This is a genomic window from Agrobacterium albertimagni AOL15 (assembly GCF_000300855.1).
GTDB lineage: Bacteria > Pseudomonadota > Alphaproteobacteria > Rhizobiales > Rhizobiaceae > Allorhizobium > Allorhizobium albertimagni.
In genome coordinates this window covers 176,302-193,805 of sequence record NZ_ALJF01000013.1, presented here as the reverse complement: position 1 = coordinate 193,805, position 17,504 = coordinate 176,302, and the positions used below count along the sequence as shown (strand labels likewise).

13 protein-coding genes are annotated in these 17,504 nt (G+C 62.8%); 7 read left to right on the top strand and 6 right to left on the bottom strand.

Annotated elements, in window-relative coordinates; all coding sequences use genetic code 11:
- Positions 1-92: 92 nt before the first annotated feature.
- The 3 genes from QWE_RS16595 to QWE_RS25305 all read left to right on the top strand — a co-directional run bounded on the left by QWE_RS16595 (position 93) and on the right by QWE_RS25305 (position 1,625).
- Entirely contained in the window at positions 93-986 is an 894-nt protein-coding gene (locus tag QWE_RS16595; RefSeq protein WP_006727318.1) for a uracil-DNA glycosylase, read from the top strand.
- Positions 987-1,129: 143 nt separating this feature from the next.
- Positions 1,130-1,321, top strand: coding sequence for a hypothetical protein (locus tag QWE_RS16590; protein WP_006727317.1), 192 nt, complete (start codon positions 1,130-1,132; stop codon positions 1,319-1,321).
- Positions 1,322-1,466: 145 nt separating this feature from the next.
- Positions 1,467-1,625, top strand: a complete 159-nt coding sequence (locus QWE_RS25305) for a hypothetical protein (protein ID WP_157790723.1) — start codon at positions 1,467-1,469, stop codon at positions 1,623-1,625.
- Positions 1,626-1,700: 75 nt separating this feature from the next.
- Here QWE_RS25305 and QWE_RS16585 read toward each other — a convergent pair whose 3' ends face one another.
- Complete coding sequence (locus tag QWE_RS16585; protein ID WP_006727316.1) at positions 1,701-2,597, bottom strand: hypothetical protein; 897 nt, start codon at positions 2,595-2,597, stop codon at positions 1,701-1,703.
- Between the two features lie 326 nt (positions 2,598-2,923).
- On the opposite strand from QWE_RS16585, the gene QWE_RS16580 reads away from it, so the two are divergent.
- A complete protein-coding gene (locus QWE_RS16580; protein WP_006727315.1) occupies positions 2,924-4,195 on the top strand; it encodes an MFS transporter in 1,272 nt (423 codons plus the stop codon).
- A gap of 2 nt (positions 4,196-4,197) precedes the next feature.
- On the opposite strand, the gene QWE_RS16575 is transcribed toward QWE_RS16580, so the two are convergent.
- Complete coding sequence (locus QWE_RS16575; protein ID WP_006727314.1) at positions 4,198-5,136, bottom strand: DMT family transporter; 939 nt, start codon at positions 5,134-5,136, stop codon at positions 4,198-4,200.
- Between the two features lie 300 nt (positions 5,137-5,436).
- On the opposite strand from QWE_RS16575, the gene QWE_RS16570 reads away from it, so the two are divergent.
- The 3 genes from QWE_RS16570 to QWE_RS16560 all read left to right on the top strand — a co-directional run bounded on the left by QWE_RS16570 (position 5,437) and on the right by QWE_RS16560 (position 12,073).
- Entirely contained in the window at positions 5,437-6,546 is a 1,110-nt protein-coding gene (locus QWE_RS16570; RefSeq protein WP_006727313.1) for a methyl-accepting chemotaxis protein, read from the top strand.
- 248 nt (positions 6,547-6,794) lie between these two features.
- On the top strand, positions 6,795-9,443 hold the full coding sequence (pepN, locus tag QWE_RS16565) for an aminopeptidase N (protein WP_006727312.1): 2,649 nt from the start codon (positions 6,795-6,797) through the stop codon (positions 9,441-9,443).
- A 263-nt stretch (positions 9,444-9,706) separates the two neighbouring features.
- Entirely contained in the window at positions 9,707-12,073 is a 2,367-nt protein-coding gene (locus QWE_RS16560) for a PAS domain-containing sensor histidine kinase (protein ID WP_006727311.1), read from the top strand.
- 30 nt (positions 12,074-12,103) lie between these two features.
- On the opposite strand, the gene QWE_RS25300 is transcribed toward QWE_RS16560, so the two are convergent.
- The 4 genes from QWE_RS25300 to QWE_RS16540 form a co-directional block, all read right to left on the bottom strand.
- The gene (locus tag QWE_RS25300) at positions 12,104-12,484 is read right to left on the bottom strand and encodes a hypothetical protein (protein WP_006727310.1); all 381 of its coding nucleotides are present in this window, start codon (positions 12,482-12,484) and stop codon (positions 12,104-12,106) included.
- Positions 12,471-12,932 (bottom strand): hypothetical protein, encoded by a 462-nt coding sequence (locus QWE_RS16550; protein WP_006727309.1) that lies wholly within the window; start codon positions 12,930-12,932, stop codon positions 12,471-12,473. The genes QWE_RS25300 and QWE_RS16550 overlap by 14 nt, the downstream gene beginning before the upstream one ends.
- A gap of 151 nt (positions 12,933-13,083) precedes the next feature.
- Positions 13,084-16,035, bottom strand: coding sequence for a bifunctional [glutamine synthetase] adenylyltransferase/[glutamine synthetase]-adenylyl-L-tyrosine phosphorylase (locus tag QWE_RS16545; protein ID WP_006727308.1), 2,952 nt, complete (start codon positions 16,033-16,035; stop codon positions 13,084-13,086).
- Positions 16,036-16,087: 52 nt separating this feature from the next.
- Positions 16,088-17,503: a sensor histidine kinase gene (locus tag QWE_RS16540; protein ID WP_006727307.1), complete on the bottom strand. Its 1,416-nt coding sequence runs from the start codon at positions 17,501-17,503 to the stop codon at positions 16,088-16,090.
- Position 17,504 lies beyond the last annotated feature (1 nt).

Genomic DNA, 17,504 nt, shown 5'->3' with positions numbered 1-17,504 from the left:
TACGTTCCCGCCTCAGGATGAGGGCTGGTCGCTAAGTTTTGTCGCACGCTTTCCATTTGCCTTCCGCCGGCCAAACGCACTAGAACAGCCTCATGATCCAGGCCCGCGACATGTCCTCCGCAGAGCTCGCCGCGCTTCTCGCATTTCATGCAGAGGCGGGTGTCGAGTGGCTGGGGGAAGACGATCCGATCGACCGCATCGCGGCTTTTGCAGCCGAAAAGGCGGCGCGGCAGGTGGCACGCCCGGCAGCGGACACACCAGCCACCAATGCCCCGGCGCGCAGCCTGCCGGGACGCGGCGCACCCCCGCCCTCGGAACGCCAGCCGGCGCGGGCGCAACCCGCCCAAGGGTCGGCGCTGCCGGCGATCCCGGACGAGAATGCGATTGCCGAGGCGCGCTTTGCGGCCGAAAGCGCACGCTCGCTCGCCGAATTGAAGACCGCCATCGAAGCCTTCACCAGCTGCAACCTGAAAACCTCGGCGCGCTCGACCATCACGGCCGAGGGCGCTGGCACAGCCGGCATCATGGTGATCGGTCCCATGCCGAATGCCGATGACGATCGCGAGGGCCAGGCCTTTTCGGGACGCGCGGGCCTGCTGCTCGACCGCATGCTTTCGGCGATCGGCCAGAGCCGCGAAAGCGCCACCATCACCACCGTCATCCCCTGGAGACCGCCGGGCGACCGTATGCCCTCCGGCCCGGAAACCGCCATCTGCCGTCCCTTCATCGAACGGCAGATCGCCCTTGCCGAACCCCGCCTGGTCCTTGTGCTCGGCAATTTTGCCGCCCGCTTCTTCTTCGGCGAAACCGGAACGATCCACGCCCTGCGCGGCAAGTGGCGCGAAATTGGCGCTGGCGGCCATACCGTCCAGGCCATGGCCACGCTGCATCCGCAGGAGCTGCTTGCCGCGCCCGCCAGCAAGGCGCTTGCCTGGATGGACCTGCTCGCCTTCTCCGAGCGCGTGAATCCTGGCCAAAACGGCTAAATTATCATCAGCATGAACAAATTATGAAGACAGCCATGCGTTTTACGCAAGGCAGGATCGCGGCCATGTCCGTTGCCGAATCTATGCTGCACTGCGATATATGAGTCTGAAAGTGGGAGGGACGCTTTTAAAGGAAGACCATCGTGAGCCTTCGCACCCGCCCCATTCACTGCAAGTTCGAGACGCTCCGCCTCGCCGGCGAACACGGCCGTAGCGCAAGCCCCTACAACCGCAGCAGCAACGCGGTTTCTGCTGAACAGCTGAGCGCGCGCTTTACCGGTCATGCCGGTCGCATCGCGCGCCCCGCCAGCGTCTTTTCCGAGTTCCGCACCTGAAACCTTGACAATCGCGCCGGTCAAAAACCGGCGGCTTGCAGGGAAAGCATATCAGGGCTTCCGCATTGTGCATTGCGGCATCGGTTCATCCATGAACAGATATACCCGCAAACATCGATATGCATGTAGAGCAGAGGATAAGACCATGAACATCTCGTTCCACCCCGTCCGCAGCCTGCGCCAGGCCATGCACAGTATCGGCCACGCGGTCAGCGCTTCGGAAGAATTCTCGACTGCGGCCCGCAAGCGCCAGCAGGCGCAGGATCGTGGCGTCGAGCGCGCCTTGCAGCCGCTCGGCTTCTGATTCCTTCCTGACGACAAGCCGTTCTTTGGGCCCGCTTTTCGCGGGCCTTTTTGCGTTTAGAGGCTAGAAGAGTATCTAGAAGCCACCGACAGCCCCGAGGCGGGGATCAGACTTTCCCAGGCGAACAGGTCCGCAGATCCGCTCGTAGGCAAAGTCGACGATCGCAAACTTGATCGCCTGCCAGCCGCAATACTCCTCGAGAAAATCGCGCTTGAGGATGCAGTGGCTGCGATCGCCATTGGGCCAATAAAGGCAGCCCGTTTCCACCGCGCGGCGGAAAAGCCGTTGGAGGTGGGTGCGGGAGATCATGAAGTGCTCGGCCATGACCCGAGCATCGATGCGACCGATATTGTATCCGTCGCCATCGGGGGCATGCTCCATCGCCCGGCGCACCAGCTCATCCATGACGAGACCACCCGCCTCGGTCCACAGGAACAGCGCCACGCGCGACGGCGGCTCTAGCCAACTCGGATTGAGACAGGCATGGCGGGCAATCTGGGGTTGGATCAGGCGGAAGAGATCCGGCTGGGCCGCAAGTGTTTCGGCCCGGTTTCCACCATCGAGGTGGTCGAGGAGCTCGAGATTGGTCACCAGCCATTGATACATCGCGCGGGTCGGCAGTTCCGTCGCCTCATAGCGCTTCGGCCGGCGGTTCGGATCGCCGACGATGCGAACGAACTTGTAGCTCAACAGTTGGTCGAGGAAATTCAAAACCGTGTTGCGGCTCGCCGCATTGTTCGAGGTGATGATTTCGCGGAGATTTGTCGTCGTCAGCCCGCTTCCCGGCTGGGTCGGATCATATTCGAGTTGCAGCGCAAAGGCCGCCTGGCTGAGCAGCCAGCGCTGATGCGAGGCCAGCATGCGCGAAAGCCGAGGGCTCTGATCGAACTGGCCGCGCAACTTTCCGGCATAGGCCCCCAATGCAGCGGCGAATTGAGGATGACTGGCGATATCGCTGGGGGAGAGCGTCATGACCGTCTCCCCAATCCGCGCTGTCCGGCAACGGAGGAAATCGACGCAGTCAGACACCGCATTGCGTGCCGGTCCATCCCTCTGTTCGCCGCCGTCGTCTCCATTCGATCCCTTTGGCGGACGTGGACACTGGGCCCGACGTCTCTCTGTCTCTGATAATATGAAGGTAAACGAATTCCTGACGACGTTTCAATCCCTTATTGCCAAAGCGTGAGGGAAGAATGATATGGCGTCCGCGAATGCGCCGCCTTGCGTCGTATTCGACATTTCACATGCCCGGCGATGCTGGCACTATTCCCGTTCCGAATGCGCCCCACGGAGGCCCAATGCTGTCCAGTCTCGCGTCCATCGCCACTCTGATGCTGTCGACGCTGCTGATGATGGCGGGCTTCGGATTGATGGGCTACATGCTGCCGATCCGCTCGCTGAACGAGGGATGGTCGACCTTCATCATCTCCGTCATCGCCACCGGCTACACCTTCGGCTTCACCGTATCCTGCATTGTCACGCCGATCTTCGTGCGCCGCGTCGGGCATGTGCGGGTCTTCGGCGCGCTGATCACGCTTCTGACCGTCTCCATCCTGCTTTGCGCGCTCGTCGTCGAATGGTGGGCCTGGATGATTTTCCGGGGCCTTTCCGGCTTTGCGATTGCCGGTGCCTATCTCCTGATCGAAAGTTGGCTCAACGAGCGGGTGACCAACGACAATCGCGGCGCGCTCTTCTCCGTCTACATGGTGACCTGCCTCGTCGGCTCGATCGGCGGCCAGTACATCGTGCCGCTCGGCGACGTGAATGGGCCGAACCTCTTCATCATCTGCGCGCTGATCTTCTCGCTGGCACTCTTTCCCGTCGCCCTGTCGACGGCCAAATCGCCAAGCCCGATTGCCGAGGCGCGCTTCGATCTGAAGCGGCTCTATCGCCGGTCACCGATTGCCTTCTTCGGCTCGCTGCTCTCGGGCGCGCTGTCCGGCACCTGGGGTAGTCTCGGCGGCGTCTATTCCCAGACGATCGGCATGACCACGGCGCAAGGGGCGACGCTTCTGGCCGCCTTCCTGGCCGGTGGCGCCATTTCGCAGGTGCCGATCGGCCGCATATCGGACCGCATGGATCGCCGCTTCGTGATGATTGCCTCCGGATTGTTCGGCGTCGGCGCCTGCGGGATGATGATCGCTTTCGGCGCGGATGATCCAGCCGCAATCTATGTCGCCGGCTTCTTCGTCGGCACAGTGCTCTATCCGGTCTATTCGCTCAACGTCGCCCATGCCAATGACCTCGCCGAGCCGCATGAATATGTGACGCTCTCGAGCGCCATCATGATCCTCTACGGCATGGGTACGGTCACCGGTCCGATCATGGCAGGCACGCTTATGCAATGGTTGGGGCCGACCGCGCTCATCGTCTTCCTCGGGATGGCCTTTGCGCTTTATGCCGGCTATGCGGCCTACCGCATCACCCGGCGCCCTGATGACGTGACGCCGGAAGAGAAGACCGATTTCCAGGCGACGATCCTGCAGATGCAGGGCGCAGACAACGCCTCTCCGCTGCCTGAGCCTGAATTGGAGGAGCAGCTGGAGCTCGGGATCGAGCCCGGGCGCTAAGCTCAACCCTGTGGAGTCGATGCCTTGCGGGCCGCCCGCCGTTCAAGACCAAGCTGGTGTTCGCGGTAGATGATGAAGATGCCGGCGGCCACCACGATCGCCGCGCCGGTCAGGGTCGTCATCGTGGGCACTTCGGAAAACAGCAGATAGGCGGCGATCGAGCCGAGGATGATCGAACAATATTCGAAGGGCGCGATCGTCGAGACATCGGCAAAACGATAGCTTTCTGTCAGGAAGATCTGACCCAGCCCGCCGAAGAAGCCGGCAAGGGCAAGGAGCCCGAGCCCCTGCCAGGAGAGATCGGCCCAGCCGAAGAACCAGGTGAGCGCTGAAAGAAGCGCTGCGGTCAGCGAAAAGAAGAGCACGATGGTCGAGGTCTTTTCCTCGCGCACCAGCTGGCGAACCTGCAGCATGGCCCCTGCCCCGAGGATGGCCGAAACCAGCACGGCCATCGCGCCGACGGCGGCTTCGCTTCCAAAGCCTTCTTCACCGAACAGCGAAAGCTTCGGAAGCGAAATGATCAGGACGCCGACAAGCCCGATCACGACCGCCGTCCAGCGATAGAGCCTAACCGTCTCCTTGAGGAAGACCGCCGCAAACACGACGGCAATCAGCGGCATCGCATAGCCGATCGCGATGGCATCCGGCAGCGGCAGATGGACAAGCCCATAGAAGCCTGCCCCCATGGCACAAACGCCGAGCAAACCACGCTTCACATGGCCGACAGGGTTGTCGGTCTGGAACGCCTGCCGCAATTCGCCGCGCCAGGCGAGATAGACGAGGATCGGCACGATAGCGAAAGCCGAGCGGTGAAAGCTGATCTGGCCCGGCGGAATGCCACTGCCTGCAAGCTTGATGCAGGTCTGCATGGCGACGAAGACAGTCACCGAGCAGACTTTCAGCACGATGCCGCGGAGAGGATTGGGATCGGCAAAGGCCATGGTGATCAGATTCTTGCGGGCAGGCTATGCGCAATCGCAAAGGGATTTTGAGCCGGCAGCGATGCCGCCGTGGACTCGGGCTGCGGCCTAGCATGCATGCCCGCCGGTCCCGCGCAAGTGCCGAACCGGTGTCGATGCCGCGAGAATTCCCCTAGAAATGGCCGAGAACACCGGATTTCTGGCCATCTTCCGTTAACCACCCGTTCAAACGAGGAAATTATCTTTCCTGTCAATAAGTCATATTAATGCGGCCTTGCGCCGTCTTTGTTGCTCGCTCTTTTCAAACCGGGGTTTGGTGCCATGCCGCAGACCGAATACCAGACCAATTCCATTTCAGAGATCCGCGCCACACCCCGGTCCATGCGGCTCGTCACCGAGAGTATCGGCACCGATCTCGAGCAGTTCAGCGCCGACAATGCCCATATCGTGCGCCAGATCCGGCTTCTTGCAATCAATGCCCTGATCGAGGCGGCGCGTGCCGGTGAGGCCGGAAAGGGTTTCGCCGTCGTTGCCAACGAGGTCCAGCGTCTGGCTCAGGGTGCGGGAGAAACCGCAGAGCGGTTTCAGGAGAACGTACTTGGACGCATCCGGCAGAGCCGGACCATGGCGGATGATCTCGTCGATCAGATGGAAGGCGTGAGACTGATCGACCTTGCCCAGACGCTCGTGCAGTTCATCGTCCGCAATCTCTTCGAGCGCACGGCAGACGTGCGTTGGTGGGCAACCGACAGCGCGCTTTGGGAGGCGCTCGAACAGCCCTCGCCCGAACGAGCCCAGCACGCATCCGCACGGCTCGGCGTCATCAACCGCTTCTACACGGTCTATCTCGATCTCGTCATGACCGACGCCGCCGGCAAGGTCGTCGCCTCGGCCAATCCCCGATATCATCGGAGCCTCAAGGACCGAGATCTGTCCAGCGAAGCCTGGTTCCGAGCCGCCCGTACCTGCCAGAGCGGTGACGACTATATCGTCGACACCGTCAAGCGCAGCCTCGTGCACGACAATCGGGATGTGCTGGTTTACGCCACCGGCATCCGGGAGGGCGGCCGCAGTGACGGCGCACTTCTCGGCACGCTCGGCGTCTATTTCGACTGGAAGGCCCAGGGGCAGGCCATCGTCGAGAAGGAGGCGAACCTGCCGCCGCAGGTCGCCGAGAAGACGGAAGTCCTGTTGCTCGACGGCAGCAATATGGTGATCGCCTCCTCCCGTCCGGAGCGGATCTACACCCACTTCGCACTCAACAATCCCGCTCAGCTCGCCAAGGGCAGCTATTATGACCAGAGCGGCGCAATCGTCGCCTTTGCGAAGACCCTCGGCTACGAGGACTATGATGGCCTCGGCTGGTCCGGGGTGATCATCCAGACGATGGACAGCGACGAAACGCTGCGCCAGCAACTCCGGTTGCGATGATACCGCCCGCATTTTGACCGGTATTCTCAAAGATATTCTGGTGACTATTCTTGGATTTGAAGCGCGATCTCGGCCGTGAAACCCAAGAAAATCGGCTCCAGGATCAAGAGCATCGTAAAAATAACTCGTGTTTTAACAATCGTTCAGAAATTGCTGCAATCATCGCGACAACTTGACCCCAGGCGGTCGCGAGTCCCAGCGCTCGTGCCGTGCCGTGGTGGCCAACCCCGCAGCGACCAGGACACACAATGCGCACAGACACGGGCCGGATCGTTCATCTGGCAGACTACCGCCCCACCGACTTCGTTCTGGAACGGGTTGATCTGACCTTCGAACTGGACCCGACGGAAACCAAGGTGGAAGCCCGGTTGATCTTCCATCGGCGCGAAGGCGTCGATGCGGCAGCCCCCCTGGTGCTCGACGGTGACGACCTCACCATGACGAGCCTGCTCTTCGATCAGATCGAGCTGGATCCCGCGCGCTACACCGCGACGCCGGAGAGCCTCACGATCCGCGACCTGCCGGAATCCACTCCCTTCGAGATCACCGTGGTCACGATGATCAATCCGGAGGCGAACACCCAGCTGATGGGCCTCTATCGCTCGAACGGCATCTATTGCACGCAGTGCGAGGCCGAGGGCTTCCGCCGCATCACCTATTTCCCCGATCGGCCGGATGTGCTCGCCGTCTATACGATCAACATCATCGCCGACAAGGCCGCCAATCCGCTCTTGCTTTCGAACGGCAATTTCCTCGGTGGTGCTGGCTTCGGCCCGGACAAGCATTTCGCCGCCTGGTTCGACCCGCATCCGAAGCCTTCCTACCTGTTCGCGCTGGTTGCCGGTGACCTCGGCATTGTCGAAGACACGTTCACCACCATGTCCGGCCGCGAAGTGGCCCTGAAGATCTATGTCGAACACGGCAAGGAGCCGCGCGCCGCCTATGCCATGGATGCGCTGAAGCGCTCGATGAAGTGGGACGAAGAGGTCTTCGGCCGCGAATACGATCTGGATATCTTCATGATCGTTGCCGTCTCCGACTTCAACATGGGTGCCATGGAGAACAAGGGCCTCAACATCTTCAACGACAAATATGTGCTCGCCGACCCCGAGACCGCGACCGACCAGGATTACGCGAATATCGAGGCGATCATCGCGCATGAATACTTCCACAACTGGACCGGCAACCGCATCACCTGCCGCGACTGGTTCCAGCTGTGCCTGAAGGAAGGCCTGACCGTCTACCGCGACCACGAATTCTCCGCCGACATGCGCTCGCGTTCGGTCAAGCGTATCGCGGAAGTCCGCCACCTGCGGTCCGAGCAGTTCCCGGAGGATGCGGGCCCGCTCGCCCATCCTGTGCGCCCGACCAAGTATCGCGAAATCAACAACTTCTACACGACGACCGTCTACGAGAAGGGCTCGGAAGTCACCCGCATGATCGCGACCATCCTCGGCCGCGACGATTTCAAGAAGGGCATGGACCTCTACTTCGAACGTCATGACGGCGATGCCGCGACGGTCGAGGATTTCGTCAAGTGCTTCGAGGATGCGAGCGGCCGCGATCTCACGCAGTTCTCGCTCTGGTATCACCAGGCTGGCACGCCGCAGATCACCGTCTCCTCTGCCTATGACGCGTCTGCCAAGACCCTGACGCTGTCGCTCGAGCAGATGATCCCGGCAACGCCCGGCCAGAGCAACAAGGAGCCGATGCACATCCCGCTTCGCTTCGCGCTGATCTCGGAAAACGGCTCGGAAGCCACAGCCTCGTCCATCGCCGGCGGCGATGTCACGGGCGATGTGCTGCACCTCACCCAGCGCGCCCAGAGCTTCACCTTCTCGGGCATCGGTAGCCGCCCGGTCGTCTCGCTCAACCGTGGCTTCTCCGCCCCGGTCACCCTGCATTTCTCGCAGAGTGCCGAGGATCTCGGCCATATCGCCCGCCACGACAGCGACCTTTTCGCCCGCTGGCAGGCAATCACCGACCTCGCGCTGCCGGCTCTGACGGACGCCGCAAAGACGGTTCGTGACGGTGGTTCGGTCACGATCAGCGACGCTTTCGTCGGCGTACTGCTTGCCATTGCTGCGGACGAAACGCTGGAGCCAGCCTTCCGCGCCCAGGCCCTCACGCTGCCGAGCGAAGCCGACATTGCGCGCGAAATCGGCGGCAACAATGATCCCGATGCCATCCATGCCGGCCGCCAGGCTGTGCTGATGGCGATCGCGACCGCTGGTACGGACGTCTTCCGCACGCTCTACGCCGCCCACTCCGCATCCGGCCCCTTCTCGCCCGACGCCGCAGGTGCAGGCAAACGGGCGCTGAAGAACATCGCCCTCTCCTTCCTGTCGCTCGCAGAGAATTCCCCGGCGCTTGCGGCGGAGGCTTTCGGCCGCGCCGACAACATGACGGACATGTCCCAGGCCCTCACCATCCTCGCGCACCGCTTCCCGGATGCGGAAGAGACGAAACAGGCGCTCATTGCTTTCGAAACCCGCTTTGCCGCGAATGCGCTCGTGCTCGACAAGTGGTTCACCATCCAGGCGACGATCCCGGGTGCAGCCAGCCTCGACCGGGTCAAGGCGTTGATGACAAGCCCGCATTTCCAGCCGACCAATCCGAACCGCGTGCGCTCGCTCGTCGGCACCTTCGCCTTCGGCAATGCGACCGGCTTCAACCGTGCCGACGGTGCGGCCTATGCCTTCTTTGCCGAGCAGATCCTCGCGATCGACCCGCGCAATCCGCAGCTTGCGGCTCGCCTTCTGACCGCCATGCGTTCCTGGCGTCTGCTCGAACCCGGCCGTGCCGACAAGGCGCGCGCGGCGCTGACGACCATCGAGGCCTCGACCACGCTCTCGACCGACGTGCGTGACATCGTCGACCGCATCCTCAAGGGCTGATCGACAGATCCGATCCGATGAAAAAGGCGCCGCGAAAACCGGCGCCTTTTCTCGTCGTTGGGCGTTTTCCGGCCTCTGAGTACCAGCTATTTTTCCATCAGATTCAGCCTCTTGCACTTACGCCGATAAAAAAGCGGAGTCGGAGCAATGGGTTAATATTTTCTTTACGCACCGGCTCTGGACAAGCCGAATCGGCCATGATTCCTTGGCGTCAGATTCGGGCAAGCGGCGCTCGAATCACACGAGGGACAGAGGCAGGGACGATGTTGGACGCGCGGCGGGTCACCGCAGCCGATGAGCGGCTGCGCATCAAATTTTCGGACATGATTGAATTCTTTGCGCGGCTCGGACGGCCGTCATTCGGCTCGTCCTCGCCGGTTGCGGGTCAGGCCGAGGTCTCCGTCCGCTCGAGGCGGATCGAGACGATCCTGCGCCGGGCAATCCCGATCCTCATTCTTGCCTTTCTGGCCGTGGTCGCGCTCGCCCGCACCATCGGCATCGTCAACGAACACCAGCGCATGAGCGCGGCCGCCCGGCAATCGACGGCGCTGATCGCAGCCACGGTCAATGCCGCGCTCGGAGAGCAGTCGGCACTCTTCGAAACCCGCAATCGTACCGAGGCCGAGAAGCGCCTCGCCACCTACCTCGACCGCGAGCATTTTGCCATCGGCGCCTTCGTGCTGCTCGTCGATCCCGCCGGCCGCATCTTCGGCTCGTCGCCGGAAGCTGCCGGCCAGGTCGGCTCGACGCTGGTCAGCCTGCTGCCGGAGGTGATGACCATCCGCAAGTCCGGAGGCCGCGCCGGCGCGATCGAAACGGATATCAACGGCGTGCCGCATCACGCCATCTTCACGCCTGTCGGCACCGATGGCGCCATGATCGTTGCTGCCCATTCGCTGCAGGCCGTCGAAGACTTCTGGCGTCGTGAGCTGTCGCTGAACGTCACGCTGTTCACCTGCATCTCCGTCATCCTCTTCGTCATCCTCTATGCCTATTTCTACCAGGTGAAGCGGGCCCGGGAGGCGGACGATACCTTCCTCGAATCCAACCTTCGGGTGGAAACGGCGCTTGCCCGCGGTCGCTGCGGCCTCTGGGACTTCGATCTGGAAAGCCGCAAGCTGGTCTGGTCGCGCTCGATGTACGACATGCTTGGCCTGACGCCCTCGACCCAGCCGCTGGCATTTGCCGATGCCGCCCGCCTGATGCATCCCGATGACGGCAATCTCTATGCCCTCGCCCGCTCGGTCGGTCGCGGCAGCTCGCGCCACATCGACCAGATCTTCCGCATGCGCCACGCCCAGGGCCACTATGTCTGGATGCGTGCCCGCGCCCAGATCATCTCGTCCAACACCGGCGACCTGCATGTCATCGGCATTGCGATGGACGTAACCGAGCAGCATCGCCTCGCCCAGCGTTATGCCGAAGCCGACCAGCGCCTCGCCGACGCCATCGAATGCACCTCGGAAGCCTTCGTGCTCTGGGACAAGAATGACAAGCTGGTCGCCTGGAACGGCCATTTCCAGAAGGTCTATGGCCTGCCTGACGACGTGCTGGTGCCCGGCAAGGAGCGCTCGCTGGTGCTCGCTGCCGCCGGCAAGCCGATCATCCAGCGCCGCATCGCCGATGCCGACGACGGCACCAATTCGCGCACCTCGGAGGTGCAACTCGCCGACGAACGCTGGCTGCAGATCAACGAACGCCGCACCCGCGACGGCGGCCTTGTCTCCGTCGGCACCGACATCACGCTGCTCAAGCGCCACCAGGAGCGCCTGCGCGACCAGGAACGCCGCTTGATGGCGACGATCGGCGACCTCTCTGCCTCGCAGAAGATCCTGGAGCGACAGAAGACCGAACTCTCCGACGCCAATGAGAAGTATCTCGCCGAAAAGCAGCGTGCCGAGGCCGCCAACAAGGCGAAGTCGGAATTCCTCGCCAATATGAGCCACGAGCTGCGCACGCCGCTCAACGCCATCCTCGGCTTCTCGGAAATCCTGCTCGCCCGCATGTTCGGCCCGGTCGGTTCGCCGAAATACGAGGAATATGCCAAGGACATCCACGAAAGCGGCAAACATCTGCTCAACGTCATCAACGACATTCTCGATATGTCGAAGATCGAAGCCGGCCAGATGAAGATCCGGTGCGAGACGATCGACCTCTGCCCGCTGATCGAAGAGAGCATGCGCCTCACCGCGATCCCGGCGGAAGAGAAAAACATCACCGTCGAACAGCGCGTCGAAACCAGCCTCTCGCTCATCGCCGACCGCCGCGCCATCAAGCAGATCCTGCTCAACATCCTCTCCAACGCCGTGAAATTCACCGACGACGGCGGCAAGATCTCGCTTCGTGCCCGCAAGGTCGAAGGTGCCGTGCTCGTCTCGATCGCCGATACCGGCATCGGCATCCCGAAGAGCGCACTCGACAAGATCGGCAATCCCTTCGAACAGGTGCAGAGCCAATATGCCAAATCAAAGGGCGGCTCGGGCCTCGGCCTTGCCATCTCCCGCTCACTGGTGGCGCTGCATGGCGGCTCGCTGAAGATCCGCTCCCGCGAGGGCCAGGGCACGGTCGTGTCGATGCGCATTCCGGATGTGAGGGCGACGGCTTCCAGCCTCGGGCGCAAAGCCTCTTAGGAGTAAAAGATCGTCGACGTTCGCGGATGCTCAGGGCCCGCTATTGCCGAAACCTTGATGGCCGCCATGCCCTGGGCCAAGTTGAAGTCCCTCAAGCAAGTCCGTCAATTCTTCTGCGGCGAATTCGGGCAGATCTGGATTCTGCAGAAGCTGCTCGATCAATTCCTGTGCCTCGACCGGCTCGTGTGCCTTGATGAGCAGTGCGGCCGCACTCACCGAAATGATCCCCAGAAGCCTCGGGCTATCGCCGGCCAGGCTTTGAAGAGCTTCCGTTTCTGCTCTCGCGGCCTGAAGAAAATGATGCACGGCTTGCTCGTCTTGCCCACGGACTAGGGCCTGCTGAGCTTGCCCGGCGAAGACCTCGCTGCGCCGATGGGCTGACAACCAGGCTGAGTCATCAAACATGGACATGCCTCACCTCCAGTTGCCGAAATCCTACCACACAGGCGATTGTCGGTAAATTGCATCGGCCCGCTCGCGCCTGTCGGCATTTCTCCACCAGTCTGTAGGCAAGGATTTTTCCGTCACCCTCGTCCGTTCCAGAGATCTCCAGCCGCAACCAGTCCTCCGGCTCACCGAGCTCACCGCCCATCTGTGCAAGGTAATAGTCAGCGCCTGAGCCGGTTTCAGCTCTCAGCACCACGACCAAACCAAGGGCGAGCTCAATGGCTGCTATTGCAATGGCCAGCGCGCCGTTCTCGGTACGGGACACACTGTTGTTCCAGGCGCGCCGCATCCGGTCGTCGATCGCCCCCCAGGTAACCTCTGCCTGAACGCGACCGGCTGGCCCTGCGATCAACAGGGATTGTGGGCTCGCGTGGTGCCGGTCCAATGCAACACCGGCCGCTTCTGCGGTCATCGACGCAATCGGTGGCGTGAGCCCGGGATGGCGGCTGGCAAGGTCATGAAACGGCGAGGATGGCACATGAAAACTCCCGGCTCGATTGCGCGACGTTAGCAGCAGGCCCAACTGCAATCAACGCTTGCACCGGACATGTATCGTGCCGTGGTTACGACACCACCCGCGAAAACACCTTCCTCACCGCCTTCGACAGCCGCTTCACCTCTGCCTCGGCCGTTTTCATGTCCGGGCTTTCGGCAGCGCGTGCGACGCGGTCGGTGAGGCCGGCCGGGACATTGGCAGGATCGAAGGGGCCGTCGATGCAGAGGCGTATGACCTGCGACAGGTCCGTGTAGAGCTTGAGCGCGGAAAGGCAGATATCCAGATCGTTGGGGTCGATGAGCGCGCCGAGCGCCTTCAGTGCGTCCGCCGTGGACAATTCGTTGGTGCGCACGCGGTGGCCCTTCGCGGGAGCCACCAGCGCCAGATATTGCGCAATGAACTCGATATCGACAAGGCCGCCGGGTATGAGCTTCAGGTCCCAGATGTCCTTGGCCGGCTTCTCCTGTTCGATCAGGGCGCGCATCTCCAACACGTCCTTGACCGTTTTTGCGCGGTCGCGCGGGGCGGCCAGCACCTCCTCGATGATGCGTTCGGCCTCGGCGACGAGGCCGGCGTCACCGGACATCATGCGGGCGCGCGAAAGCGCCATGTGTTCCCAGGTCCAGGCCTCCTCGCGCTGGTAGCGGGCAAAGGCGCGGAGCCTGGTTGCCACCGGTCCCTTGTTGCCGGAGGGGCGAAGCCGCATGTCGACCTCGTAGAGTACGCCTTCGGCCGTGGGGGCCGACAGTGCTGCGATCAGCCGCTGGGTGAGCCGGGTGTAGTAGCGCATCGGATCGAGCGGCTTTGCACCATCGGACTCCGAGGCATCGTCGTCATGCTCGTAAAGCAGGATCAGATCGACGTCGGATCCTGCCGTCAGTTCGAAGGAGCCGAGCTTGCCCATGCCGGCAAGCGCCACGCGGCCCCCGGGGATCTTGCCATGCGCCGCCTCCATCTCTGCAATGACCGCCTTCAACGCCTCGTCGATGACGAGATCGGCGAGGTCGGTAAAGGCGTGGCCGGCCTGAGCTCCGCCGATCGAGCCGGTCAACAAGCGAATGCCGATCAGGAAGCGCTGCTCGGCGGCAAAGATGCGCAGCCGGTCGAGGATTTCCTCGTAGTGGCGGGCGCTGGAGAGGAAACTCTTCAGCCGCTTTCCGAGATAGTCGCGGGTGGGAAGCTCCACCAGAAGCCCCGGATCCAGCATGCCGTCGAAGACATGCGGCCGCTCTGCGATGATCTCGGCAAGCCGCGGGGCGGCCGCCATGATGTTGACCAGCAGGTCGAGAAGGGCGGGATTGTTGCCGAGCAGCGAGAAGAGCTGGATGCCGGCAGGAAGCCCTGAGAGGAAGTTGTCGAAGCGCAAGAGCGCCTCGTCGGCCCGCCGGCTCTCGCCGAAGGCCTTCAAGAGATCAGGCGTCATCTCGGTCAGTCGCTCGCGCGCTTCGACCGATTGCGTCGCCCTGTAACGTCCGTAATGCCAGGTGCGGATCACACCGGAGATGGCTTCCGGCCTTTCGAAGCCGAGCCCCTTCAGCGTCTTCAGCGTGTCCGGGTCATCCTGCTGGCCGGTGAAGACGAGATTGCCCGTCGCGCTAGACAGGCCCTCCTCCTTTTCGAAAAGACGGGCATAGCGCTTTTCGACGGTCTTCAGCGTCGTTTCCAGCGCCCGCGAAAAGGCCGTGGTGTCGATGAAGCCCAGCATGAAGGCAATGCGCTTCAGCTCGGCCTCGGTTTCGGGCAAGACATGCGTCTGCTCGTCATGCACCATCTGGATGCGGTGCTCGACATCGCGCATGAACCAGTAGCAGTCGGTCAGTTCTTCGGCCGTCTGCTCGTCGATCCAGCGCGCCGCGGCCAGCGCCTTCAGCGCCTCCTCCGTGGGGCGGCAGCGGAGGTCCGGCATGCGACCACCGGCGATCAACTGCTGCGTCTGGGCAAAGAATTCGATCTCGCGGATGCCGCCGCGACCGAGCTTGACATTGTGCCCCTTCACCGCGATTGCGCCGTGCCCCTTGTGCACATGGATCTGACGCTTGATCGAGTGAATGTCGGCGATTGCCGCATAGTCGAGATATTTGCGGAAAACGAAGGGCACGAGTTCCCTCAGGAAGCCCTCGCCGGCCTCCAGGTCACCGGCCACCGGCCGCGCCTTGATGAAGGCTGCGCGCTCCCAGTTCTGCCCCCGGCCCTCGTAGTAGATCAGCGCTGCCTCGACGGGCACGGCCAGCGGCGTCGAGCCCGGATCGGGTCTGAGGCGAAGATCGGTGCGGAAAACATAACCGTCAGCCGTACGTTCCTGCAGGATGCGAACCAGACGGCGCATCATCCGGCCGTAGGTTTCCATGGCGTCGTCGGGATCCCCAAGGATCCCGGAGTCCGGATCGTAGAAGATGACGAGGTCGATATCGGAGGAATAGTTGAGTTCCCGGGCGCCGTGCTTGCCCATGCCAAGCACGATCAGCCCGCTGCCTTCGGCGGGATTGTCGCGGTTCTTCAACGTCAGCTTACCGCCCTCATGGCCCAGCAGCAGCAGATGATTGATTGCAGCGGCAACAGCCGCATCCGCCACCGCGCTCAGCCAGGCCGTGGTATCGCGGGCGGTGAAGACCCGGGCGAGATCGGCAAGCGCCGTGAGAAATGCCACCCTGCGCTTGGCGCGCCGCAGCCTTGCCATGACCTCCGGCTCGCCGGGCACGGCACCGGATGCATCTGGCCTCCAGGCCGAGCGCGCCTCTTCGATCGCGTCGAGGATTTGCGGCTCGATCGGCGCCGAGACAGCAGCGAGCAGCAGCGACGGCTTGAGGTTGGCGAGATCGCGCAGATAGGGGGAAAGCGTGAAGGCGGAGAGCACGAAGCTCCGCAAGGGGCCATCGGCCGCAAGATGCTCGGCAAGCGCCGGCTCCTGTTTCGTCAGGTCTTTCAGCAGCGCATTGGCCGCCTTGAGCTCCGTCTGGTTCAGCGGACGGATCACGCCCTCTGCCACATCGGACAATCTGCTCGTCCTGCCGTTCCCCATCAGCGTCTCCTCTCCCGGCCGAGATTTCTAGCGAATCTCAAACCGGGTCAGGTTACGGCTTCAGTCCGGGAAAAACCATGGTCGCCGTCAGGCCGGGATGATCGGGATCACTGCGCGTGTCGGACAGCACAAGTCGCCCGCCATGCAGCGCCATGATCGCCTCCACAAGCGACAGACCCAGGCCGGTGCCTGGCTTCGACCGGCTCTTGTCGAGGCGCACGAAGCGCTTCACCACTTCGGCGCGCTTGTCTTCGGGCACGCCCGGTCCCTGATCGGAGACGGCAATCTCCACGCCATTGCCCCCGCGCGATACGCGCACGCGGATCTCCGAGCCCTCGGCACCCTGGCTGCCATATTTGATGGCATTGTCGATCAGGTTGGAGATCGCCTGCCCCACCAGTTCCCGGTTGCCGCGCACGGACAGGCCCGGCGAAATCTCGCAGATCATGGCCTGGCCCGCCTCCTCCGCCACCGGCTCGTAGAGTTCGGCACTGTCGGCGGCAATTGCGGAGATGTCGATGTCGGACAGTTCTGCCGCAATCGAGCCTGCTTCCACGCGCGAAATCATCAAAAGCGCATTGAAGGTACGGATGAGCTGATCGGATTCGCCGATGATTGTCTCGAGCGCTGCCTTGCGGGCATTCGCGTCATCCTCGTTCAGCGCATCGGCCGCCTTGTTGCGCAGGCGCGTCAAGGGCGTCTTCAGGTCGTGGGCGATGTTGTCGGAGACCTGGCGCAATCCCTCGTTCAGCTGTTCGATCCGCCCGAGCATGCCGTTCAGCGAGGACGACAGGCGATCGAACTCGTCGCCAGAGCCCGATACGGGCAGGCGCTGCGAAAGATCGCCGGCCATGATCTTCTGGCTCGCTGCCGAAACCCGATCGATGCGTTTCAGCGCATTGCGGCCGATCGCAAACCAGATGACGACCGCACCGACGCCCATGATCAGAAGCGCCACCATCAGCGCCTGGCGGACGAGCAGCCTGAGCTGTCCGGGTTCGCCGAGATCGCGACCGACAAGCACGCGGATCCCGTTTTCGAGCACGAAGACATGGCCCGTCGCCAGGTGACGCTTCACTGCGCCGCTGTCGGTATAACGCTGGTAGCGGAAGGGAAAGTTGGTCCAGCCCTCCTCGTCGAAGACGCCGGGCTGAAGCGAGGCGACGTTGCCGGCGAGGATCTCTCCGTTGGGGCTCGCGATCACATAGAGATTGGCTCCCGGCTGTCGGGCGCGGCGCTCCATGGTCCGAAGCAACTGGTTGATGCCGCCGCGCTCGAAGGCGCCCTGGATCTCGGTCACCTCCTGGCGCAGCGCATCACGCGTCTGGTTGTTGAGGATGCGCTCGGCAAGCCCAGTCACGTAAAAGACGAGGAAGGCGGCGCAGAGCGCGAAGAGAATGATGTAGAGCGCAGACAGCCGGACTGCCGTGGACTTGGCCAGCACCCCGAGACGGGACTTCAGCTGCATG